The 22,227-nt window shown below is 70.9% G+C and carries 17 protein-coding genes; 7 read left to right on the forward strand and 10 right to left on the reverse strand.

All coding sequences use genetic code 11. From position 1 onward, the window contains the following. Positions 1-17: 17 nt before the first annotated feature. The 4 genes from FNH09_RS05915 to FNH09_RS05930 all read left to right on the forward strand — a co-directional run bounded on the left by FNH09_RS05915 (position 18) and on the right by FNH09_RS05930 (position 5,048). Entirely contained in the window at positions 18-1,607 is a 1,590-nt protein-coding gene (locus FNH09_RS05915) for an MFS transporter (protein ID WP_152885678.1), read from the forward strand. A gap of 83 nt (positions 1,608-1,690) precedes the next feature. Further along, entirely contained in the window at positions 1,691-2,317 is a 627-nt protein-coding gene (locus FNH09_RS05920) for a TetR/AcrR family transcriptional regulator (RefSeq protein WP_338017486.1), read from the forward strand. Positions 2,318-2,582: 265 nt separating this feature from the next. Continuing rightward, complete coding sequence (locus tag FNH09_RS05925; protein ID WP_152885679.1) at positions 2,583-3,635, forward strand: endonuclease/exonuclease/phosphatase family protein; 1,053 nt, start codon at positions 2,583-2,585, stop codon at positions 3,633-3,635. A 192-nt stretch (positions 3,636-3,827) separates the two neighbouring features. Continuing rightward, the gene (locus FNH09_RS05930) at positions 3,828-5,048 is read left to right on the forward strand and encodes an MFS transporter (protein WP_152885680.1); all 1,221 of its coding nucleotides are present in this window, start codon (positions 3,828-3,830) and stop codon (positions 5,046-5,048) included. A gap of 76 nt (positions 5,049-5,124) precedes the next feature. Here FNH09_RS05930 and FNH09_RS05935 read toward each other — a convergent pair whose 3' ends face one another. The 4 genes from FNH09_RS05935 to FNH09_RS05950 all read right to left on the reverse strand — a co-directional run bounded on the left by FNH09_RS05935 (position 5,125) and on the right by FNH09_RS05950 (position 10,776). Next, positions 5,125-7,170: an NAD(+) synthase gene (locus tag FNH09_RS05935; RefSeq protein ID WP_152885711.1), complete on the reverse strand. Its 2,046-nt coding sequence runs from the start codon at positions 7,168-7,170 to the stop codon at positions 5,125-5,127. Positions 7,171-7,305: 135 nt separating this feature from the next. Then, on the reverse strand, positions 7,306-9,246 hold the full coding sequence (locus FNH09_RS05940; protein WP_152885681.1) for a S53 family peptidase: 1,941 nt from the start codon (positions 9,244-9,246) through the stop codon (positions 7,306-7,308). Positions 9,247-9,496: 250 nt separating this feature from the next. Then, on the reverse strand, positions 9,497-10,120 hold the full coding sequence (locus FNH09_RS05945; protein ID WP_338017488.1) for a DUF305 domain-containing protein: 624 nt from the start codon (positions 10,118-10,120) through the stop codon (positions 9,497-9,499). Next, positions 10,117-10,776, reverse strand: a complete 660-nt coding sequence (locus tag FNH09_RS05950) for a DUF3105 domain-containing protein (RefSeq protein ID WP_152885682.1) — start codon at positions 10,774-10,776, stop codon at positions 10,117-10,119. Before FNH09_RS05950 ends, FNH09_RS05945 begins: the two co-directional genes overlap by 4 nt. A 168-nt stretch (positions 10,777-10,944) precedes the next feature. Here FNH09_RS05950 and FNH09_RS05955 point away from each other — a divergent pair, with 168 nt between their 5' ends. Then, on the forward strand, positions 10,945-11,379 hold the full coding sequence (locus tag FNH09_RS05955) for an RrF2 family transcriptional regulator (protein WP_152885683.1): 435 nt from the start codon (positions 10,945-10,947) through the stop codon (positions 11,377-11,379). A gap of 9 nt (positions 11,380-11,388) precedes the next feature. Here the strand turns inward: FNH09_RS05955 and FNH09_RS05960 are convergent, their stop codons facing one another. Beyond that, entirely contained in the window at positions 11,389-11,859 is a 471-nt protein-coding gene (locus tag FNH09_RS05960; protein ID WP_152885684.1) for a DUF2871 domain-containing protein, read from the reverse strand. 200 nt (positions 11,860-12,059) lie between these two features. After that, entirely contained in the window at positions 12,060-13,253 is a 1,194-nt protein-coding gene (locus FNH09_RS05965) for a globin domain-containing protein (protein ID WP_152885685.1), read from the reverse strand. Positions 13,254-13,566: 313 nt separating this feature from the next. Between FNH09_RS05965 and glnA the strand changes: the two genes are divergently transcribed. Then, positions 13,567-14,928, forward strand: coding sequence for a type I glutamate--ammonia ligase (glnA, locus tag FNH09_RS05970; RefSeq protein WP_152885686.1), 1,362 nt, complete (start codon positions 13,567-13,569; stop codon positions 14,926-14,928). A 724-nt stretch (positions 14,929-15,652) separates the two neighbouring features. After that, on the forward strand, positions 15,653-17,179 hold the full coding sequence (locus tag FNH09_RS05975; protein ID WP_152885687.1) for an FAD-binding oxidoreductase: 1,527 nt from the start codon (positions 15,653-15,655) through the stop codon (positions 17,177-17,179). 193 nt (positions 17,180-17,372) lie between these two features. On the opposite strand, the gene FNH09_RS05980 is transcribed toward FNH09_RS05975, so the two are convergent. The 4 genes from FNH09_RS05980 to FNH09_RS05995 all read right to left on the reverse strand — a co-directional run bounded on the left by FNH09_RS05980 (position 17,373) and on the right by FNH09_RS05995 (position 22,218). Further along, positions 17,373-18,839, reverse strand: coding sequence for an ATP-binding SpoIIE family protein phosphatase (locus FNH09_RS05980; protein ID WP_152885688.1), 1,467 nt, complete (start codon positions 18,837-18,839; stop codon positions 17,373-17,375). A 136-nt stretch (positions 18,840-18,975) separates the two neighbouring features. After that, the gene (locus FNH09_RS05985) at positions 18,976-19,995 is read right to left on the reverse strand and encodes a TolB family protein (RefSeq protein WP_152885689.1); all 1,020 of its coding nucleotides are present in this window, start codon (positions 19,993-19,995) and stop codon (positions 18,976-18,978) included. After that, positions 19,992-21,326 carry an MFS transporter gene (locus tag FNH09_RS05990; protein WP_152885690.1) on the reverse strand — a complete coding sequence of 445 codons (1,335 nt, stop codon included), beginning with the start codon at positions 21,324-21,326 and terminating at the stop codon, positions 19,992-19,994. The genes FNH09_RS05985 and FNH09_RS05990 overlap by 4 nt, the downstream gene beginning before the upstream one ends. 1 nt (position 21,327) lies before the next feature. Next, positions 21,328-22,218 (reverse strand): alkaline phosphatase family protein, encoded by an 891-nt coding sequence (locus FNH09_RS05995; protein ID WP_162468174.1) that lies wholly within the window; start codon positions 22,216-22,218, stop codon positions 21,328-21,330. Positions 22,219-22,227: the final 9 nt, after the last annotated feature.

Below are 22,227 nucleotides of genomic sequence, written 5' to 3' on the forward strand. Positions count from 1 at the left end.
AATCTAGGCTCGTCCCCATGACTACTCCTGCCGTCCCTGCCTCCCGGATACCGGAAGAGGTGCACCGGCGCCGCTGGGCGATCCTCGGCGTGCTCATGCTCAGCCTGCTGATCGTCGTCCTCGACAACTCCATCCTGAACGTCGCCATCAAGACGATCTCGACCCCCGCCCCGACCGGTCTGGGCGCCACGCAGAGCGAGCTGGAGTGGGCGATCAACGCCTACACGCTCGTCTTCGCGGGGCTGCTCTTCACCGCCGGCCTGCTCGGCGACCGCCTCGGCCGCAAGCTGGTCCTGCTCGGCGGGCTCGCCGTCTTCGGCATCGGTTCGGCGCTCGCCGCCGAGTCCGGCTCGCCGACCGAGCTGATCGTCTTCCGCGCGGTGATGGGCCTGGGCGCCGCCTTCGTGATGCCCGCCACGCTCGCCGTCCTCATGAACGTCTTCGAGCGCGACGAGCAGCCGAAGGCCATCGGCATCTGGGCCGGCGGCGTCGGCCTCGCCATCGCCATCGGCCCGATCACCGGCGGTCTGCTGCTCGACCACTTCTGGTGGGGCTCCGTCTTCCTCATCAACGTGCCCATCGTGCTGCTCGCCATCGCCCTGATGGTGTGGCTGGTGCCGGACTCCCGCGACCCCAACCCCGGCCGCATCGACCCCGCCGGCGTGGTCCTGTCCGTCGTCGGTCTGGTCCTGCTCGTCTACGGCATCATCAAGGGCGGCCAGCTCGCCGACTTCACCGACGTCACCGTGCTGGCGACCATCGCCGCCGGTATCGCCGTCCTCGCCGCCTTCGTGGTGGTCGAGAAGCGCAGCGACCACCCGTCCATCGACATCACGTACTTCCAGAACAAGGTCTTCTCGGCCGCGATCGCGGTCATCGCGCTGGTCTTCTTCGCCCTGATGGGCGTGACCTTCTTCTCCGTCTTCTACACCCAGAGCGTGCGCGGGTACTCGCCGCTCCAGACCGGTCTGCTGATGCTGCCGCTCGCCGCCGCCCAGATGATCTTCGCGCCGCGGGCCCGGCTGGTCGTCGACCGCTTCGGCGTCAAGGCCACGACCACCGGCGGCATGCTCCTGATCGCCGCGACGCTCGCCGCGTTCGCGTCCTTCGAGGCGGACACCCCGATCTGGCTGCTGGAGGTCGTCTTCTTCCTCATGGGCACCGGCATGGCGCACATCATGACGCCGACCAGCGTCGTGATCATGCAGGCCCTGCCCCGCGAGAAGGCCGGCTCCGCCTCCGCGCTGAGCAACACCTTCCGGCAGGTCGGCGGCGCGCTCGGCATCGCCGTCCTCGGCTCGGTCCTGTCGGCGTCCTACCGCAGCGGCGTCGAGGACAGCCTCGGCGCGCTGCCTGCCGGGCTGCGCGACACCGCCGGAGAGTCCATCGAGGCCACGCTGGGCATCGCCGCCAAGCTGGGCGCCCGGGGCCAGGCCCTGGTCAAGCCCGCCGACGACGCGTTCCTGCACGCGATGCACGTCACCGCGCTGTGCGGCTCCGTCATCGCGCTGGTCGGCGCCGTCGTGGTAGCGGTGTTCCTGCCGGGCCGGCCCAAGGCCGGTCAGCAGGGCGAGCCGGAGCAGGAGCTGGTGGTGGCCGCGGAGTAGAAAGGCGTCGGGACGGGGGCAGATTCGGGGGGCCGGGGGAATCACCGAGAATTCACCCCAGCGCAACGAAGGGACGGACGACAGTGAGCCTCGCCGACATCAACGCTTCGGGAGCACCCGTGAGGGGACGCCCCCGCAGCGAGGCCGTGGAGCGCGCCATCCTCGAAGGAGCGATGAAACTCCTGGAGGACGGCGTGCCCCTGGCGGAGCTCTCCATCGAGCGCATCGCCCGTACGGCCGGCGTCGGCAAGGCCACCATCTACCGTCGCTGGAGCGGCAAGGAGGAGCTGTTCGTCGACGTGCTGCGCTCCACCGAGCCCCCCGACCCCGAACTCCCCGGCACCTCCATGCGCGACGACCTGATCGTCCTGCTGGAGTCGCTGCGCCTGCGCGGCCTGGCCAGCCGCTCCTCGGCGATCCTGCACAACGTCCACGTCCAGATGAAGAGCAGCCCGAAGCTCTGGGCCGCCTACGACAGCACGGTCATCGCCCCAAGGCGCCGGCTCGGTGTGGAGATCCTGCGCCGCGGCCAGCGCAACGGCGAACTGCGCGCCGACGTCGACGTGGAGCTGGCCAACGACATCTTCGTGGGCCCGCTCCTGGTCCGGTCCGTCATGCGGCCGGACAGCGACCTCCCCGAGGACCTCGCGGAGCGGGTGGTCGACACCCTGCTCCAGGGACTGCGCCCGGTCGACTCACCCGCTTCCTAGGTTCACCCGCTTCCTGGATCGGCCCGTCCCCCGGGTCTCCCGCTTCCTGGTGCCGCGTCAGAAGGCCCCTCCGGCCGCCGCCCGAATGTGCGCGTTTCGTCACAGACCGCCCGACCCGGTCCGCAAGCGGAACTCCCCGCGCCGCCGCGGACGTCCTCGTGCCCGTACGGCCGCCACGGGGCGGCGGGGATCGGAGCCGATCATCCCCTAGGGTCATAGGGACGTGGGGGGACGACGGTGTGCTGGCGGGTAGTGAGGCGACGGTATGGCGCAACAGGCGTATGCGACGGAGACGGACGAGGGTGTCTCGGATGACGAGCGTCCGGGCTCCCGGCTCCACCGCCTGACGGGGCGTCTGCTCGGCGGCTGGCGCGGCGACCCGCGGATCTGGCGGCGCGGCATCGTCCTCGCGGTGCTCGCGCTGCTGCTGGCCCTGGTGATGCTGCTGCACTCCCGCATCCCGAACACCGTCGGCAACCTCGGCTCCCTGACGGAGACCTTCCTGCCCTGGTTCGGCCTCCTCGTGCCGGTGCTGCTGGTCCTGGGGCTGGTGCGCAGGTCGGCGACCGCGCTGATCGCGGTGCTGCTGCCGGCGATCGTGTGGCTGAACCTGTTCGGAGGGCTGCTCACGGACAAGGCGGGCACCGGCGGGGACCTCGTGGTGGCCACCCACAACGTCAACGCCGACAACACCGACCCCTCGGGCACCGCCCGCGCCGTCGCCGCGTCCGGCGCGGACGTGCTGGCCCTGGAGGAGCTGAAGGCGTCCGAGGTCGGTACCTACGAGAAGGCGCTGGCCTCGACGTACGCGTACCACTCGGTGCAGGGCACGGTCGGGCTGTGGAGCAAGTATCCGCTCTCGTCCGTCGCGGCCGTCGACATCAAGCTGGGCTGGACCCGGGCGATGCGGGCGACCGTGGCGACGCCGTCCGGCGACGTCGCGGTGTACGTCGCCCATCTGCCCTCGGTGCGGGTGAAGATGAACGCCGGGTTCACCGCCCGCCAGCGCGACAAGAGCGCCGACGCGCTCGGCGAGGCCATCGCCGACGAGAAGCTCGACCGGAAGATCCTGCTCGGGGATCTGAACGGCACCATGAACGACCGCGCGCTGAACGCCGTCACCTCCCAGATGCGCTCCACCCAGGGCGCGGCGGGCAGCGGCTTCGGGTTCAGCTGGCCGGCGTCGTTCCCGATGGCGCGGATCGACCAGATCATGGTGCAGGGCGTCGACCCGGTGAGCTCGTGGACGCTGCCGGCCACCGGCAGCGACCATCTGCCGGTGGCCGCACGGGTGGACCTCGCCGCGAGCGGCTCCTGACGGGCCCGCCGCGGGCGGCTCCCGGGGGACGGCCTGTCCCGATGGCTCCTGAAAGCGCGCCCCCGAGCGGCTCCTGAGGGGCCGTCGCGATCCTTCGTAACCTCGTCTTCACCCGGAGGAATACCGGACCCCCGAGACTTTGTTCCGTCCGTGAACATAAGATGGACGTAACTCCGCTCGGAAAGGCTTTTCATGCCCCTGGCCCTGCTCGCCCTCGCTGTCGGCGCCTTCGGCATCGGTACGACCGAGTTCGTGATGATGGGGCTGCTCCCCGACGTCGCGGACGACCTGCGCATCTCCATACCCGGCGCCGGACACCTCGTCTCCGCCTACGCCCTCGGTGTCGTCGTCGGCGCGCCCCTGCTGGCCGCGGCCACCGCGCGCCTGTCCCGCCGCCGGGTCCTCATCGCCCTGATGGCCCTGTTCGTGGCCGGCAACGCCCTCTCCGCCCTCGCCCCCGACTACGACTGGCTGCTGGCCGCCCGCTTCCTCAGCGGCCTGCCGCACGGCGCCTTCTTCGGCGTCGGCGCGGTCGTCGCGACAGGCCTGGTCGCCCCGGAGCGCAAGGCCCGTTCGGTCTCGCTGATGTTCCTCGGACTGACCGTCGCCAATGTCGCGGGCGTTCCGGTCGCCACCCTCATGGGCCAGCACCTGGGCTGGCGGGCCACCTTCCTCGGCGTCAGCGCGATCGGCCTCGCCGCGATCGTCGCGCTGGCGCTGCTGATCCCGCAGGACCGCCCCCACACCCCCGTGGCCGGGCTGCGCGGCGAACTGGCCGCGCTGCGCTCGCTGCCGGTGTGGCTGGCGCTCGGCACGACGGTCGCGGGCTTCGGCGCGCTGTTCGCCGCGTACAGCTACATCACCCCGATGCTCACCGACGCCGCCGGGTACGCCGACTCCAGCGTGACGCTGCTGCTGGCCCTGTTCGGCGTGGGCGCCACCGTGGGCAACCTGCTCGGCGGACGTCTCGCCGACCACGCCATGCGCCGCACCCTCTTCGGCGGTCTGGCCTCGCTGGTCGCCGTCCTGGCGGTCTTCCCGCTGCTGATGCGCACCGGGTGGAGCGCGGGGCTCGCGGTCGTCCTGCTCGGCGTCGCCGCGTTCGTCACCGGCTCGCCGCTCCAGCTGATGGTCATGGAGAAGGCGTCGGCGGCGCCGTCCCTGGCGTCCTCCGCCAACCAGGCCGCGTTCAACCTGGCCAACGCGGGCGGCGCGTGGATCGGCGGCCTGGCGCTGGCCGCGGGCTTCGGTGTGACGTCACCGGCCCTCGCGGGCGCGGGACTTGCGGTGCTCGGCCTCGCGGTGGCGGCCGCCGCCCACCTGGTGGACGTCCGCCGCGCGAGCCTGACGGCGGGACGGGAGCGCGTCGTCGCCACCCGGCTGCCCGACCGCCCCGGCGTCCTGCACCACTGAGCGGACGGCTGCGCCCCGCACCACGGAACCGGCCCCGGCCCCGCGATCGCGAGGCCGGGGCCGGTTCCGTGGCCGGTCAGTGACCGGACTCCGCAGGGTCGAAGCGGGCCAGGTCGAGCAGCCAGGACCGGGCCGTGCTGTCGGACGGCGCGCGCCAGTCGCCGCGCGGCGAGAGCGAACCGCCCGCCGAGACCTTCGGCCCGTTCGGCATGGCCGAGCGCTTGAACTGCGCGAACCCGAAGAAGCGACGGCAGAACACCTCCAGCCAGCGCCGGATCTCCGGCAGGTCGTACGCCACCCGCTCGGCCTCGGGGAAGCCCGGCGGCCAGGCACCCGCGTCCGGGTCGTGCCAGGCGTGCCAGGCCAGGAAGGCGATCTTCGACGGCCGGAAGCCGTAGCGCAGCACATGGAACAGGGTGAAGTCGTGCAGCGCGTACGGGCCGATCTTCGACTCGGTGGACTGCATCTCCTCGCCCGGCACGAGCTCCGGGCTGATCTCGGTGTCGAGGATCGCGGCGAGGGTGCGGTCGGTGTCCTCGTCGAACTGGTGACTGCCGATGACCCAGCGGATCAGATGCTGGATCAGCGTCTTCGGCACACCCGAGTTGACGTTGTAGTGGCTCATCTGGTCGCCCACGCCGTACGTGGACCAGCCGAGCGCCAGCTCCGACAGGTCGCCGGTGCCGAGCACGATGCCGCCGCGCTGGTTGGCGAGCCGGAACAGGTAGTCGGTGCGCAGTCCGGCCTGCACGTTCTCGAAGGTGACGTCGTACACCGGCTCGCCGGCGGCGAAGGGGTGGTCCATCTCGTCGAGCATCAGCCGGGCGGTCGGCGTGATGTCCAGTTCCGCCGCGGTGACGCCGAGGGAGCGCATCAGGTCGTGCGCGTTGCCCTTGGTGTGGTCGCTGGTGGCGAAGCCGGGCAGGGTCCAGGCCAGGATGTCGCTGCGCGGTCGGCCCGCCCGGTCCATCGCGCGGGCGGCGACGATCAGCGCGTGCGTGGAGTCGAGACCGCCGGACACCCCGATGACCACCTTCGGGTCACCGATCGCCGCGAGCCGCTGCTGGAGCCCCGCGACCTGGATGTTGTACGCCTCGTAGCAGTCCAGGGCCAGCCGGTCGGGGTCGGCGGGCACGAACGGGAAGCGCTCGACGCGCCGCCGCAGGCCCAGGTCGGCGGCCGGCGGGTCCAGCCGGAACGGCACCGTGCGAAAACCGGCGGTGCGGGCGCCGTGGGTGCGCCGGTTGTCGTCGAAGGTGCCCGTGCGGCTGCGCTCCTGGCGCAGCAGGTCGAGGTCGACGTCGGCCACGGCGGACTGGTCCCCGAGCGGGAAGCGGTCGGACTCGGCCAGCAGCGCCCCGTTCTCGTAGATCATGGTCTGCCCGTCCCAGGACAGGTCGGTGGTCGACTCGCCGAGGCCCGCCGCCGCGTACACGTACGCGGCGATGCAGCGCGAGGACGCCGAGCGGCACATCAACCTGCGGTCCTCGGCCCGGCCGACGGTGATCGGGCTGCCGGAGAGGTTGGCGAGGACGGTGGCGCCCGCCAGGGCCGCCTCGGCGCTCGGCGGCACCGGCACCCACATGTCCTCGCAGATCTCCGTGTGCAGCACCAGACCCGGGACGTCGTCCGCGGCGAACAGCAGGTCCACCCCGAACGGCACCGACTCGTCGCCGACCCGGATGGTGCCGCCGCGCTCGTCGTCGCCCGCGGCGATCTGCCGCTGCTCGTAGAACTCCCGGTAGTTCGGCGGGTACGACTTGGGCACCACCCCGAGGACCCGGCCGCGGTGCACGGTCACCGCGCAGTTGTAGACCCGGTTGCGGTGGCGCAGCGGGGCGCCCACGACCAGGACCGGCAGCAGGTCGGCCGACCCCGCCACCACGGTTCGCAGCGCCTCCTCGACCCGGTCGAGCAGCGCGTCCTGGAGCAGCAGGTCCTCGATCGAATAGCCGCACAGCACCATCTCCGGGAAGACGGCGACGGCGACACCGTCCTCGGCGCAACTGCGCGCCTGGCGCAGGACCGCCTCGGCGTTGGCGTGCGGGTCCGCGATGGCGGTGTGGCCCGTGCAGGCGGCGACGCGTGCGAAGCCGTGCTGATAGAGCGACCGGAAGTTCAGAGGAGGCACGCGCCCAGTGTAATCGTCAGAGCGACACGATGGGGGGCGGGGGCGGGGCGTGGCCCGCCCCCGCCGTGCGGAAGGGACACGGAACAGCTCAGTTCCCGTGTCCCTTCACGCTGTTCTGCCGGTGTCTCAGCGGCGGCCGAACGAGCTGATGTAGCCGCCGGCCGGCGTGCCCACGCCGGTCACGTCGTCGTAGCCCTTCACGGCCGACAGCGAGCTGTCCTTGCCGAGGCTGCGGACCGAGACGACCTGGCCGCCGGTGGCGTCGTAGCCGTTCACGAAGTCGACGCGGGCCACGGCCAGGCCGGAGCCGGTCGGGTTGTCCGTGACGTCGTGGTAGGCCTTCGTGCCGTACTTGCTGTAGATCACCGGGTTGGCGAAGCCGAGGGCCTTGCCGCCGCCGGCCTGCTGCGCCAGCGCCTGCACCGCGGCGATGACCGGCGCGGCCAGCGAGGTGCCGCCGATGCGGTACTCGCTGTACGCCTCGGTGCCGTCCGCCTGGGTCTGCGTCTGGCCCACCTTGAAGCCGGTGTTCGGGTCGGCGATCGCGGAGATGTCCGGGACGACGCGGTTGCCGGCGGCGTTGTTCGCCTTGGCGAGCGAGTCCGGGACGACACCCTTCTGGTAGAAGGGCTGCGCCACCGTCGCACTGGTGCCGCCGCCCGCGCCCGAGGTGAACGCGCCGGGGAAGTCCGTCCAGCTCTTGCCGTCCGCGGACAGCACGGCCTTCTGGGTGCCCCAGCCGGTCTCCCACAGGTACTTGTCGCCCTTGCCGACGGCCAGCGAGGTACCGCCGACCGCGGTCACCCACGCCGAGTTGGCCGGGGTGTCGACCTGCTTCGTACCGGTGTTGGCGACCTCGTCGCCGTTGTCGCCGGAGGAGAAGTAGAAGCCGATGCCCTCGACCGCGCCGAACTGGAAGACCTGGTCGTAGGCGGCCGCGAGGTCGGGCGTCTGGTTGGCCTCGATGTCGCCCCAGGAGTTGGAGACGATGTCGGCCAGGTGGTTGTCCACGACCTTGCTGAGCGAGTCGAGCAGGTCGTCGTCGTAGCAGGACGCCCCGCCCACGTAGGTGACCTGGGCGTCCGGCGCGACCGCGTGCACGGCCTCGACGTCGAGGGTCTCCTCGCCGTACCAGCCGGCCGCCCCGCACTCCTCGGTCTTCGTGTAGTTCTTGGGCAGCACCTGGCGCAGCTGCCCGGTCTTCCAGGCGGCGTCGCCGTGCTGCTTCGCGTAGGTGGCCGCGTCGTAGGCGATGGTCGGCGAGGCGTAGGCGTCGGTGATGGCGACGCGCACGCCCTTGCCGGTGTAGTCGCCCGCGCCGTACGCCGCGCGCAGCTGCTTGCCGGTGTAACCCTCCACGGCGTACGGGATCTTCTTGCCGTACGCGCTCGGCAGCGTGCTCGCGGTGTTCGAGCCGTAGTACGAGGAGAACGGCCCGGAGTTCTTGAAGACGCTGTCCGGCGGGGGCAGTTGCTCTTTGGCGCTGGCCCGGTGCGGGGCGTTGTCCAGGCCGGTGACGGTCAGGACGGCGCCCTTCAGGCTCTCCGGGGCGGAAGCCGTCCTCGACGGCGCGCGGTAAGTCCTGGAGCCCTTGGTGTAGTTGTGCAGCTGGGTGCCGAACGCCTTCTCGGCGGCGGCCACGTCACCGCTGACGGAGACGTAGTGCTGCGTGGTGCCCGTGACCTTCAGGCCGGCCGAGGCCAGCCAGGCCTTGACCGCCTTCACCTGGGCCTCGGTCGCGCCGAAGCGGGCCTGGGCCTGGTCGGCGCCCAGGTACTTGCCGTAGGCGGCGGAGGCCGGGTCGGACACCGCCTTCGCGTAGGCCGCGAGGCCGGCCGCGTCCCGGCCCGCCAGATAGACGCGGGCGGAGACCTGCGCGGTGTCCGCGGTCGCGCCCTTGTCGGCCTTGGCCGTGGCCCAGGCGGGCTTGGTGCCCGCGAGCGTGTCCCGGCCCGGGTTGTCCACGGCGTGTGCCGCGGGTATGCCGAACGCCAGCGCGCCCGCGAGCATCGGCAGTGTCGCCGCCAGGCTCGCTCCGGCGCGCATCTTGGCGCGGTTGGATCTCATAGAACCCCCTGCATTGCGGTTCGCATGCATGTAGTGGTTGGCCGTCATGCGATCCGCGCCGGGCCCGCGGCGGTTTGGCCCGCGAATGGATCACATGCCGGGCCCACTCTTTCGATGAACCGTTCATGTCAGGGGAATGCGATAGCCAAAAAGATCCCAAGAAAGAGCCGTCCGAGGGGATTTGGGGCGAAGATCCGGCAAATGACCACCGGATCACGCCCCATCCATGCTATGAACGGGCCTTCGCGCGCTACGAACGAGCCTTCGCGCCCCGCGCCTTGAGCATGTCCGCCATCAGATCGATCTCGGACTGCTGCGCGTCGACCATGCCCTGCGCGAGCCGCTTCTCCACCCCGACCGTGCACGCGGAGACACAGCCCTCGGCCATGTGGATGCCGCCCTTGTGATGGTCGGTCATCAGCTGGAGATAGAAGACCTCCGCCTGCTTCCCGCTGAGCGTGCCGAGCTTCTTCATCTCGGTGTTGGTCGCCATGCCCGGCATCAGCGAGCCGTCCTTGCCGGAGGCCATGTCGCCCATGCCCATCCAGGTCATCGGGGCGTCGGCGGAGACCTTCGGCAGCCCCCACAGGTCGAGCCAGCCCAGCAGCATGCCGCGCTGGTTGGCCTGCGTCTGCGCGATGTCGTAGGCGAGACGCCGTACTTCCGGGTCCTGCGTGCGGTCGCGCACGAGGTACGACATCTCCACGGCCTGCTGGTGGTGGACCGCCATGTCTCGCGCGAACCCGGCGTCCGCGGAGGCGGCGGAGGGCGTGGCGGCGGCGGGGCCGCGGTCCTCGGCGACCGCGTAGGTGATCGCGCCGGCCGCGACCAGGGCCGCCGCCGCGGCCCCCGCGATCAGTCCGACGTGCCTCACTGCGACAGCCCGTTCGTGCACGCGGCGCCCGGCTCGGGAGTCTGCTCGCCCTGCACGAACTTCGCGAAGAACGCGTCGACGTCCGGGTCGCTCGCGCTCTTCACCGTGCGCTGGTGCGCCCACGCCGTCAGCATGATCGGGTCCGGCTGCTTGTCGTCGGGGCTCATCAGCGTGTACGGCGTCTTCTTCACCTTCGCCGCGAGCGCCTCGACATCGGCCTTGGCGGCCTTGCTGTTGTACGTCACCCACACCGCGCCGTGCTCCAGCGAGTGCACGGCGTTCATGTTGTTCAGCGCCTTGTCGTAGACGTCGCCGTTGCAGTTCATCCACACCTGGTTGTGGTCCCCGCCGACCGGCGGCTCCACCGGGTACGTGACGGTCTTGGCGACATGGGTGCGGCCCAGCTTGCCCTGCCACGTCTTCACACCGTCCTTGCCGGTGGTGAAGTGCCCCGAGGTCTTCGCGTCCACCGCCGAGGTGTCGTCGGACTGCGAGCGCACGACGAAGACACCGCCGGCCACCAGTCCCGCGACGACCACCACGGAAGCCGCGATCACGAGGATCCGGTTGCGCCGCTCGCGGGCCTGCTCGGCGCGCCGCATCTCCGCTATACGGGCCTGGCGCGCCGCGCCGCTGCTCTTCTTGGCGGAAGCCATGGGATCTGTCCTTCTGGGGAAAGGGGGGCGGGACGGTGAGATCGTTCGGGTGCGCCGATCGTAAGGGGAGAGATGCCCGCTCTCGTAGTGAGGGCACGGGAAAGGCCGGAACGATACGATCCGGCCAGATAATTTGAAGCCTGGATGCGCATTATCTACCCTGGGCGCATGCGGCTGCTGCGCTCCACCGACCTGGCTCTGCGCGTTCTGATGCGCCTGGCCGTCGTCGGCGGGTCCAGTCCCACGACCCGCGAGGTCGCGGAGGACATGGGCGTCCCGTACACGCACACCGCGAAGATCGTGGCCGAGCTCCAGCACATGGGGCTGCTCGACGCCCGCCGCGGCCGCGGCGGCGGACTCTCGCTCACCGAGAAGGGCCGCACGGTGTCGGTGGGAGCCGTGGTGCGCAGCTTCGAGGGCGAGGGCGACGTCGTCGAGTGCGAGGGCGCCACGCCCTGCCCGCTCAACACCGCCTGCCGACTGCGCGGAGCACTGCGCCGGGCCCAGGAGGCCTTTTACGCCACCCTGGACCCGGTCACCATGCAGGACATCGTCGCCGGGCCGACCGGACCGCTGCTGCTGGAGATCTCCAGGCCGGCCTGACCGCGGCGGTCAGGAGTCCTCGGGGCCCACCGCGACCACGACCGGGGCGCCGTCGCCGCCGGTCCTGGCGGCCGCGGACGAGGCGGGCAGGCGCTTGCCGAGGGTGATGAACAGCAGCACCAGACCGGCGGTGAGCAGGATGTGGCCGATCCCGGCGACGACGGCGATCCCCTCGTTGCTCGCGTGCCCCAGCACCGTCAGGGTGCCGTGCAGGGTCATCATGGTGCACGTCACCACGAGACCGGCGTTGTAGATCCAGAAGAACCACCCGAACAGCCGGTGCGAGGTCAGGTCGAACTGCTTCTCCAGGGCCAGCACGATGAGGAAGAACAGCATGCCGAGGGCCAGCAGATGCGTGTGCACCACGCCGAGCTGGGTGTCGCCGGTGAAGTCCTCGGCCTTGGTGAGCTCGCGGTAGTACAGGCCGCTGAGCACTCCGACGATCGTGTAGACGAGTGCGGTGTTGAGGATCTTCCTCATGTGTCGTCCCCCTGGGGCGATGAGCCGGTGGGTCGGTGATCCATCCACCTTGCGCAGCCCGGGTCCGCTCGTCAACGACAAAACCTGATGGCGCGTCACGATCTCTGTTCGACAGGCCCGCGGGGCCGGAAGCGACGCGCCGCGACCGGGCGGACCGGCGGGGCGGGCCCCCCGAGGGAGGCCCGCCCCGATCCCGTCGCTCAGGCCCCCGCGAGCCAGAGATCCGGCCCGAACACCTCGTAGTGGATGTCCGCCGCGGCCACGCCCTTCTCGATCAGCTGGCCCCGCACCGCCCGCATGAACGGCAGCGGGCCGCACAGGTACGCGTGCGTGCCCGCCGGGACGGTCACGTCCGTGAGGTCGACCAGCCCGGTGCGGGCGGTCCCCTCCGGCGCCTGGCTCTCGTACCAGAAGTGGACGGGCGCCTGCGGGAGCTTTCCCGCGTACGCCTCGTGCTCGGCGCGCAGGGCGTGGTGCGCCGGGGAGCGGTCCCCGTGGACGACCGTGACCGGGGCGCGGTGGCCCGTCTCCGCCAGCCGGCCCAGCATCGCGACGATCGGGGTCACGCCGATGCCGGCCGAGGCGAGCAGCAGGGGTGTGTCCTCGCCGCCGTCGAGCACCAGGTCGCCGTACGGCTCGGAGAGCTCCAGGGCGTCGCCCACCCGCACGTGCGCGTGGAGGTGGTTGGAGACCTCGCCCTCCGGGGTCGTGGCGTCGCCCGGGACCCGCTTGACGCTGATCTGGCGCAGCGCGCCGGAGTCGGGCGCGCCCGAGAGGCTGTACTGCCGAATCTGACGGGCGCCGTCGGGGAGTCCGACGCGGACGGAGACGTACTGGCCGGCCCGGAAGCCGCGCACCGGGCCCCCGTCGAGCGGGCGCAGCCGGAAGGTGACGACGTCCTCCGTCTCAGCGACGCGCTCCACGACCTCCCAGGTCCGCCACTCGGCGGTCCCGCTCTCCTCGTACAGCCGTCGCTCGATCGCGATCAGCGCGTTCGCCATCAGCCAGTAGACCTCGGTCCAGGCGGCCGCGACCTCCGGGGTGACGGCCTCGCCGAGCACGTCGACGATGGCGGCGAAGAGGTGCTCGTGGACGACCGCGTACTGCTCGGGCCTGACGCCCAGCGAGGCGTGCTTGTGGGCGATGCGGCCCAGCATGGCGTCCGGCCGCTGGTCGGGGTGGTCCAGGAGGTGCGTGGCGAAGGCGGCGATGGAGCCGGCCAGCGCCTGGCGCTGGGTGCCCGCGGCCTGGTTGCCGCGGTTGAACAGGTCGCGCAGCAGCTCGGGGTGGGCGGCGAACAGCCCGGTGTAGAAGCGGTCGGTTATCTCGCCGAGGTTCGCGCCCACGGCGGGAAGCGTCGCGCGGACGGTGGCGGCGGACTGTTCGGACAGCATCGGGTGGCTCCTCGGATCGGTGATCGATGCTCGGCTGGCGCTCACCGTAGTAAAACTTGCATCTGAGATGCAAATTTAAGGCGGCGGATTCGAGACGACCGGGGGCGGCCATTACGCATGACGCTCCGAGCAGGCAAGATGGGCTTCAGAGCAGTACATCTGCTGTACGTGAGGCGTTCAGCCCGATGACGACGGGATGATCAAGGTCTGCAACGCGCATGAAATGGTGTTGTGGTGGGATGCTCAGGTGCCCGACCGCTTCCCGCGATGCGGGAGACAGGCGGCCTGACCAGCAAGGATGGGGAAGCGGAAGATGGACAAGCAGCAGGAGTTCGTGCTCCGGACCTTGGAGGAGCGCGACATCCGGTTCGTACGGCTGTGGTTCACGGACGTACTGGGTTTCCTCAAGTCCGTCGCCGTGGCCCCTGCGGAGCTCGAGCAGGCCTTCGACGAGGGCATCGGTTTCGACGGCTCCGCGATCGAGGGTTTCGCCCGGGTCTACGAGTCCGACATGATCGCCAAGCCCGACCCGGGCACCTTCCAGGTCCTGCCCTGGCGCGCCGAGGCCCCGGGCACCGCCCGGATGTTCTGCGACATCCTCATGCCGGACGGCTCCCCGTCCTTCGCCGACCCGCGCTACGTCCTCAAGCGCGCCCTGGCCCGCGCCTCCGACCAGGGCTTCACCTTCTACACCCACCCGGAGATCGAGTTCTTCCTGCTGAAGGACCGCCCGCTGGACGGCTCCCGGCCGACCCCGGCCGACAACTCCGGCTACTTCGACCACACCCCGCAGAACGTGGGCCAGGACTTCCGCCGCCAGGCCATCACGATGCTGGAGTCGATGGGCATCTCGGTCGAGTTCAGCCACCACGAGGGCGCCCCCGGCCAGCAGGAGATCGACCTGCGCTACGCCGACGCGCTCTCCACGGCCGACAACATCATGACCTTCCGGCTGATCATGAAGCAGGTCGCGCTGGAGCAGGGCGTCCAGGCCACCTTCATGCCGAAGCCGTTCTCGGAGTACCCGGGCAGCGGCATGCACACCCACCTCTCCCTCTTCGAGGGCGACCGCAACGCGTTCTACGAGTCCGGCTCCGAGTACCAGCTCTCCAAGGTCGGCCGCTCCTTCATCGCGGGCCTGCTGCGGCACGCCGCGGAGATCTCCGCGGTCACCAACCAGTGGGTCAACTCCTACAAGCGCATCTGGGGCGGCTCCGAGCGCACCGCGGGCGCCGGCGGCGAGGCCCCCTCGTACATCTGCTGGGGTCACAACAACCGCTCGGCCCTGGTCCGCGTCCCGATGTACAAGCCCGGCAAGACCGGCTCCGCCCGGGTCGAGGTCCGCTCCCTCGACTCCGGCACCAACCCCTACCTGGCCTACGCCGTGCTCCTGGCGGCCGGCCTCAAGGGCATCGAGGAGGGCTACGAGCTGCCGCCCGGCGCCGAGGACGACGTCTGGGCCCTGTCCGACGCCGAGCGCCGCGCGATGGGCATCGAGCCCCTCCCGCAGAACCTCGGTGAGGCCCTGAGCCTGATGGAGCGCAGCGACCTTCTCGCGGAGACCCTCGGCGAGCACGTCTTCGACTTCTTCCTGCGCAACAAGAAGGCGGAGTGGGAGGAGTACCGCTCCGAGGTCACCGCGTTCGAGCTGCGGAAGAACCTGCCGGTGCTGTAAGCGCTGGTCGGGGCGGATCTCCCGCCGACGCGACGAACGGGGCCGACGGTCGTGGACCGTCGGCCCCGCCGCGTCTCACCGACCCTGGCCGTCCCTGGGCCGTCCGGCCCCGGAACGGCGCCGTCGTAGAGGCCGTCGACGGCCTTCCGGGCCCGCGCCTCGCTGCTCCGGCCGCAGGCTTCTCCGACGACCTGTTCGGCCAGGGCCGTGCTGGTGGAGGAATCACCATCGGTCGAGGAGCGACCCGACATCACCCATTCAAATTCAGTAGCCGTGGGGAAAACTCGGGATTATATAGGCGCTCACTGGCAACGCGGGAAGTAGGAGCAGGGCATTCCGGGGGTTCGCCAGGCGGGGAGTGGTGATTCCGGGGGTACGCCCGCAAATTCTTATCACAAAGATGGTTCGCCGGGCCGTTGCGAGATGCTGGCCTGACCAGCGAGATCGGCGAGCCCATCATCTTTGAGATTGCCCGCGTATTCTGACCATTTGGACCAATGGATGGCTTCGAGCGGGACGCGGTGCATCCCAAAACGGTTATGACGGGATCCCGCCGAGTTACTCCTTCAGGCTGTCGTCATCGTCCTCGATTGGCGTGTCGGGAAACACCGCATGGTCGCCCCGTTACCGTGCGTGGGTCGACCACAAAGGACTGCCCGGCGGCTGGCGGGTAAAGGCTCGTTCAGCCGCGTACCGGTGTAGCCCGATCGAGAGGATCTGGACCTTGAGCGATTTTTCCCGCCGCTACCTGCTCAGGGCGTCAGCGGCCGCCGGCGCCGGGGCGGTCGTCGTCCCGGGCCTTACGGCCGCAGGCGCGCCGGACATTGCGGCCGCGAGCACCTTGGACCTTCTGGCCGCGAGCGACCCGACCAAAGGGTCGTCGGGATGTCGGCCGGCGAAGCTGACCGGTCACATCGTCCGCCCCGGTGACGCCTCGTACACGGATGATCGCATCGACTACGACCAGCTGTTCTCCCACTACCCGCTGGTCATCGTCTTCGCCCAGAAGACCCAGGACGTGGTGAACGCCCTCACCTGGGCGCGGCAGCACAACGTCGCACTGCGGGTACGCAGCGGCCGCCACGCCCTGGAGGGCTGGTCGAACATCGACAACGGCATCGTGATCGACGTCAGCCAGCTCAAGTCGGTCCACATCGACGCCGACGCTCGTATCGCGACGGTCGGCGCCGGCCTGACCCAGCAGGAAGCGGTGACGGCGCTCGCCAAGCAGGACCTCGCGGTCACGACCGGAAGCGAGGGCAGCGTCGGCCTGGTCGGTGCGACGGTCGGCGGCGGCCTCGGCCCCCTCAACCGCTACCTCGGCATGGCCTGCGACAGCCTGATCGGGACCGAGGTCGTCGTCCCGTCGGGTCGCGAATGCGCCAAGGTGATCCGTGCCGACATGAAGGACCACTCAGACCTGCTCTGGGCGCTCCGTGGGGCGGGAAACGGCAACTTCGGAATCGTCACGCAACTCACCTACAAGGTGCACCCGCTCAAGCGCATCGCCTATGTGCAGGCGACCTGGGACGGCCTTACGGACCTGCATGGGATCTTCGATGCGTGGCAGCGTACGGTACCGTTCGCCGACAACCGCCTCGGATCCGAAGTCGAGATCCACAAGTCCCAGATCCTGCTGTTCGCGTGGCTCGCGGAAGGGACGGCGGCAGAGGCCAAAAAGTTGCTGGCCCCGATCCTGTCGATCGGCGCGCCCGATGTGACAGTGCAGGTCGGCAACTGGGGCCCCATCTTTGCCGGAGCCCAGGTCCCGCGCTCGCAGGAGCCCGCCAACGTCAAGTTCTTCTCGCAGTTCGCCAAGAAGCTGTTCTCGAAGAAGGCGATCGACGTCATCGGCTACTACATGCGGAACGCTCCCACGGAGGACAGCAACTACTTCGTCGATGCCTTCCAGGGGGCGATCAAGAAGGAGCCCCGCGGCGGCACCGCGTTCGTGCACCGTGACGCGATCTTCTACGGCGAGATCGGCGCGGCCTGGGGGACTCCTTCGACGACACCAGGCGTCTGCGACCCGCTCACCTCGACGTGCCAGGCCTGGACCGCCGAATTCAGCCAGGCGATGCGCGGCTTCGTGGACGGCGCCTACGTCAACGTGCCGAACGTCGGCATGCAGGAGTGGGAGACCGCCTACTGGGGGAGGCGCCACTTCGAGCGGCTGCGCGAGATCAAGGCGAAGTACGACCCCTACAACGTCTTCCAGTACGAACAGAGCATCCCGCCCGCGTCACGCTGATCGACAGTTCGCCGTCGGGCCCCGCCCTGGTCAGGCAAGCGCTGGTCGGGGCGGATCTCCCGCCGACACCACGAACGGGGCCGACGGTCATGGACCGCCGGCCCCGCCGCGTCTCACCGACCCTGGGCCGTCCCTGGGCCGTCGTCCCTGGGCCGTCCGGCCCCGGAAAGGGGGCCTCGGGCGGGCCGCCCGGTCAGGCGACCGGGGCCAGGACGTGGCCGGCGGGAACCGACGGGGCCGACTGCTCGGCCCAGACGATCTTCCCGGTGGGGGTGAAGCGGGTTCCCCACCGGTCGGCGAGCTGGGCGACGATGAAGATCCCGCGGCCACCTTCGTCCGTGTCCGTGGCGTAGCGCAGATGCGGGGTGGTGCTGCTGCTGTCGCTGACCTCCACGACCAGGCTCGTGTCGCGCAGAAGGCGAAGGTGCACAGGGGGTGTCCCGTAGCGGATGGCGTTGGTGACCAGCTCGCTGAGGATCAGCTCGGTGGCGAATGCCGTCTCCTCCACGTTCCAGTCGGCCAGCTTCGCGAGCACCTCGGCGCGCAGACCGGCCACCGCGGCCGGAACGGCAGGGATCTCCCATTCGGCGATACGGTCCCGGGGAAACGCCTGGGTCCGGGCGACCAGGAGAGCGGCGTCGTCGACCGCACGGGCGGGCAGTACCGCCTCCAGGATCCTCTCGCACGTCTTCTCCGGCTCCGGCCCCACCTCGGAGAGCGTGTCGCGCAGCAGCTTCAGGCCGGTCCCGATGTCGCGGTGACGGTTGTGGATGAGCCCGTCGGTGTAGAGCACGAGCTGCGTGTCCTCCGGCAGCTCCCGGTCGACGCACTGAAAACGCAGGCCGCCTACGCCGAGCGGGGGGCCTGCGGGCAGATCGACCAGCTCCACGCGGCCGTCCGGATAGACGATGGCGGGCGGGAAATGACCGGCTCTGGCCATCGTGCAGTTACGGGAGACCGGGTCGTAGATCGCATACAGACACGTGGCCGCGACGATTCCCTCCGCGCTGTCGCCCGCCTCCGCATCCATCTGCATGACCACGTCGTCGAGGCGGGCCAGCAGCTCGTCGGGCGGCAGGTCGAGGGTGGAGAAATTGCGGACCGCGGTGCGCAGCCGCCCCATCGTGACCGCGGAGCTCAGGCCGTGGCCGACCACGTCCCCGACCACCAGGGCGGTGCGGAATCCCGGGAGGGGGATCACGTCGAACCAGTCCCCGCCGACCTCGGCCTCGGCGGGCACGTACCGGCACGCCGACCGGACGGTGCTGGTGTCCGGCAGCACACGAGGCAGCAGGCTGCGCTGCAACGTGGTGGCGATGGAGTGCTCGCGGGTGAAGCGGCGGGCCAGTTGCGAGACCGCGAGGCCGACGACGAGCAGCAGTCCGGCGGTGACGACTTCGTCCGCGCTGTTGAAGTGGATGAAGCTTCTGTACGGAGTCGTGAAGAAGTAGACGAACCACGCGGAGGCGGAGAGGGCCGTGAGGACCGCGACCCACCGGTGGCCCAGGGCGGCCACCGCCGCGACGACGAACATCAGGATCAGGGCCACGTTCGTCTGGGACAAGGCGGCTCGGTCGGTTGCCAGGAGCGCGCACACGGCGAGTGGGACTGCAATCGCCACAAGGAGCGCGGTCAACCCCTTGACTGGGCCACGAGGCATGCGTACCTCCTTCCCCTCTGGTGTAGCAGGGGTGACGTGGCCCGGCCAGCCGATACGGGTCCGGCCGGAACCCTGGATGGCCTCACCCGGGGCGGGAGGTCCGGTCCCCCCGCCCCGCTGTGGCGTCCGGGGGCGGTCAGTCGAGGTAGGCGGGGGAGACCGCCGCCGTGGTGAGGCGGTGGGGGTGGCCCGTGCCGTCGGACGGGACGGCGTACAGGTCCGCCCCGTAGTCGCCCGGCAGGGCGTAGACGAGGGTGTGGGCGTCCTGCCAGACCGCCTGGTCGTCGACGCTGCGGGACTCGGCGAGCGGGGTCTCGCGCAGGGTGCGCAGGTCGAGGACGTACAGCCGCCAGGGGGCGTCGGCGGGCAGGCCAGGGACGCGCTTCTTGAAAGCGATCCGGGTGCCGTCGGGGGAGAGCGACGGGCACTCCATGTTCGTCCGCACGGTGGTCACGGTGCGGGCCTCCAGGTCGCCGCGGACCAGGTAGGTCTTCCCCTTCGTCGCCATCGTCGCGTAGAACGTGCGGTCGTCCGCCGCGAAGGTCACGCCCCAGAAGTTCACGTCGGCCGCCCGGTAGCGCCGGCCGTCCTTCACGATCCCGAACTCCTCCAGCGACGGGATCAGCCGCCCCGTCCTGGTGTCCACGATCGCCGCCCGGGTGGAGAAGTTCGTACCGGCGTAGGAGTCGCCGCCGACGAACGCCGTCCAGGCGGCGAAGCGGCCGCTGGGGGAGACCCGGGCGCGGGAGGGGATGCCGGGGACGTCGTAGCGGGCGGTCTCCTTCAGCCGGGCGTCCAGGATCAGCGCGCGGTAGGTGTCCGAGACCGCGCCGTGCACCGCCTGGAGGCACACACCGGTGCCGGCGGCGGCGTAGAAGCGCAGGCACTTGACACCCGAGGCGGTCCGCGCCCCGGCCGGGGCCGACGCCGGGACGGCGGTGAGCTCGTCGCGGTGCGGGCCCCAGGCCATGTTGCGGAAGACCAGGCGGCCGCGGGCGGTCAGGGTGACCGGGCCGGACGTCACCGCGGGGCCGCCCGCCTGGGTCTGGTCCCGGCGCTCCGCCCGGGCCGAGGCGTGCAGGACCGCGCCCGCCGCCACCGCCGCCAGGACGGCGACGGCCGAGAGCAGCACCAGGATGCGGTTGCGTACGGTCATGAGACGGCCTCCCGGGCGGGTCGCAGGGCCAGGGCGCAGCAGCCCGCGCACACCGCCAGCGCCACCGTCGACGCCAGCAGCGCCGTACGGTCGCCCCACAGTGTCCAGGCCGCCCCGAACCCCAGGGAGCAGGCGAAGCGGGCGAGTGCCTGGCCCGTCTGGACCAGGGCCAGACCGGACGAGCGCAGGGCCGGCGGCACGCTGTCCGAGGCCGCCGCCATCAGCACCCCGTCGGTGGCCGCGTAGAAACCGCCGTGCAGCAGCAGGACGGCGTACGGCAGCGCGGTGCCGTGCCAGGAGGAGAGCAGGACCGCGTACGCCAGGAGCAGCGCTCCGTGTCCGGCCAGGAACACCCGGCGGCCGCCCACCCGGTCCGCCAGCCGGCCCAGCGGCACCGCCAGCAGCAGGAAGGCCGCCGCGGTGCCCAGCGGCAGCAGCGCGAACCAGCGGTCGGGGACGCCCAGACGGCGTTGCAGCAGCAGGTAGACGAAGGAGTCGCTGACCGTGGCCAGGCCGAGCAGCAGGGCGCAGAGCGTGATCCGGCGCAGGTCCCGCCGGCGCAGCAGGCCCAGGGCGGCCCGCAGGGTGGGGCGTTCGGCCGGGGCAGTCGAGGCAGTCGGGGCGGTGGCGGCGGTCGCGGCGGGCTGAGGCGCCGGGGGAGCCGTCGGGGGCGTCGGAGCGCCGTTCGGTACGAACAGGACCAGGACCAGCACCCCGAGCACCGCCACGCAGAAGCTCACGGTGAACACGGCGTCGTAGCCGTCCACCGTCGCCCGCAGGATCAGGAACGCCACCAGCGGACCGAGCAGCGCGCCCGCCGTGTCCATCGCCCGGTGCACCCCGAAGGCGCGGCCGCGGTTCTCGGGCGTGCTGGACAGGGAGATCAGCGCGTCGCGCGGGGCGGTGCGCAGCCCCTTGCCGGTGCGGTCGGCGGCCAGGACCAGGCCGATGGGGGTGAGGGTGTGCGCCAGCAGCAGCAGAGGCTTGCACAGGGCCGAGAGGCCGTAGCCGATGCCCGCCACCCACTTGTGGCGGCCCCCGCCCCGGTCGGCCAGATGCCCGCCGGCCAGCCGCACCAGGGCCGAGAAGCCGTTGTAGACGCCGTCCAGGAGCCCGAAGCCGAGCGGGGACAGGCCCAGACCCGCCACCAGGTACAGCGGGAGGACCGCCGTCACCATCTCCGAGGACACGTCGGTGATCAGGCTGACCGTGCCGAGCGCCAGCACCGTGGGGGCGACCGCGGCGCGGCGCCGCCCGGCGGAAGGCCGGACGGCGCCGTCCGCGGACACCGGCGCGCCGGGAGCCCCGGCGCGGCTGTCCGCGACGTACATGTCAGGACGCCCAGATGCCCGTGATGTCCGCTGCGGAGGCCGCGTTGCCCGCGTGGGCGCTCAGGCCCTGCGAGTCCTCCAGGGTGCGCAGCAGGTTGTAGTGGTTGTACGTGGTCGACGAGCTGGACCCGGCCGTGACCGGCTGCCCGTACAGCACCGTCGGGATGCGGTTGCCGGCCAGCCGGTTGTCCTCGTCGAAGGTGACGACGAGCAGGCTGTTGTGGGTCTTGGCCCAGGTGGCGTACGCGCTCAGGTTGTTCTTCAGCCAGGTGTCACCGGTCGCCACCGAGCAGTCGTGCATGTCGCTGCACAGGTTGGGGACGACGAAGGAGACGTTCGGCAGGGTGGTGTAGTCGGTGGGGAACTGGGCGAAGGTCTTCGCCGTCGAGGTCGGGACGTTGCTGAAGCCGAACCACGGGTTGTGCTTGCGGGCGTAGTTGCCGCTGCTGCACGTGGTCGAGCCCTGGCTGGGCAGCGTCTCGTTGTAGCTGGCCCAGGTACGGCCGGCCGCGATCACCTCGGACGCCAGGTTGGCGGCCGAGGAGAAGCCGGGCGTGTAGCAGCTGTCGTCCGTGATGCCCTGGGTGGAGCCGGAGAACAGGGCGAAGTAGTTCGGCTGGCTCGGGTGGGTCTCGGCGTAGGCCTGGGTGAGGTTGGCGCCGCCCGTGGCGAGCGAGTTGATGTAGGGGGCGCTAGAGGAGCCGATGACCTGGCTGTAGGCGTGGTTCTCGAAGACCACCACGACCACGTGGTCCGGGGTCGGCACCCCGGCCGCGGCCTGCGCGGTCGAGGAGCCGCCGAGGCCGGTCCACAGGCCGACCGCGGCGGCCGCGAGGGCCAGCCCGGACGCCAGCGCTGTGCGACTGCGGCGGTACACGGAACTGCCGGACACATCTACCTC

Source organism: Streptomyces adustus (assembly GCF_009377175.1).
GTDB classification, from domain to species: domain Bacteria; phylum Actinomycetota; class Actinomycetes; order Streptomycetales; family Streptomycetaceae; genus Streptomyces; species Streptomyces adustus.

Coding starts and splice junctions, on each gene's coding strand:
- FNH09_RS05915 (WP_152885678.1), top strand. CDS start 18: ATGACTACTCCTGCCGTCCCTGCCTCCCGGATACCGGAAGAGGTGCAC.
- FNH09_RS05925 (WP_152885679.1), top strand. CDS start 2,583: ATGGCGCAACAGGCGTATGCGACGGAGACGGACGAGGGTGTCTCGGAT.
- FNH09_RS05930 (WP_152885680.1), top strand. CDS start 3,828: ATGCCCCTGGCCCTGCTCGCCCTCGCTGTCGGCGCCTTCGGCATCGGT.
- FNH09_RS05940 (WP_152885681.1), bottom strand. CDS start 9,246: ATGAGATCCAACCGCGCCAAGATGCGCGCCGGAGCGAGCCTGGCGGCG.
- FNH09_RS05950 (WP_152885682.1), bottom strand. CDS start 10,776: ATGGCTTCCGCCAAGAAGAGCAGCGGCGCGGCGCGCCAGGCCCGTATA.
- FNH09_RS05955 (WP_152885683.1), top strand. CDS start 10,945: ATGCGGCTGCTGCGCTCCACCGACCTGGCTCTGCGCGTTCTGATGCGC.
- FNH09_RS05960 (WP_152885684.1), bottom strand. CDS start 11,859: ATGAGGAAGATCCTCAACACCGCACTCGTCTACACGATCGTCGGAGTG.
- FNH09_RS05965 (WP_152885685.1), bottom strand. CDS start 13,253: ATGCTGTCCGAACAGTCCGCCGCCACCGTCCGCGCGACGCTTCCCGCC.
- glnA (WP_152885686.1), top strand. CDS start 13,567: ATGGACAAGCAGCAGGAGTTCGTGCTCCGGACCTTGGAGGAGCGCGAC.
- FNH09_RS05980 (WP_152885688.1), bottom strand. CDS start 18,839: ATGCCTCGTGGCCCAGTCAAGGGGTTGACCGCGCTCCTTGTGGCGATT.
- FNH09_RS05985 (WP_152885689.1), bottom strand. CDS start 19,995: ATGACCGTACGCAACCGCATCCTGGTGCTGCTCTCGGCCGTCGCCGTC.
- FNH09_RS05990 (WP_152885690.1), bottom strand. CDS start 21,326: ATGTACGTCGCGGACAGCCGCGCCGGGGCTCCCGGCGCGCCGGTGTCC.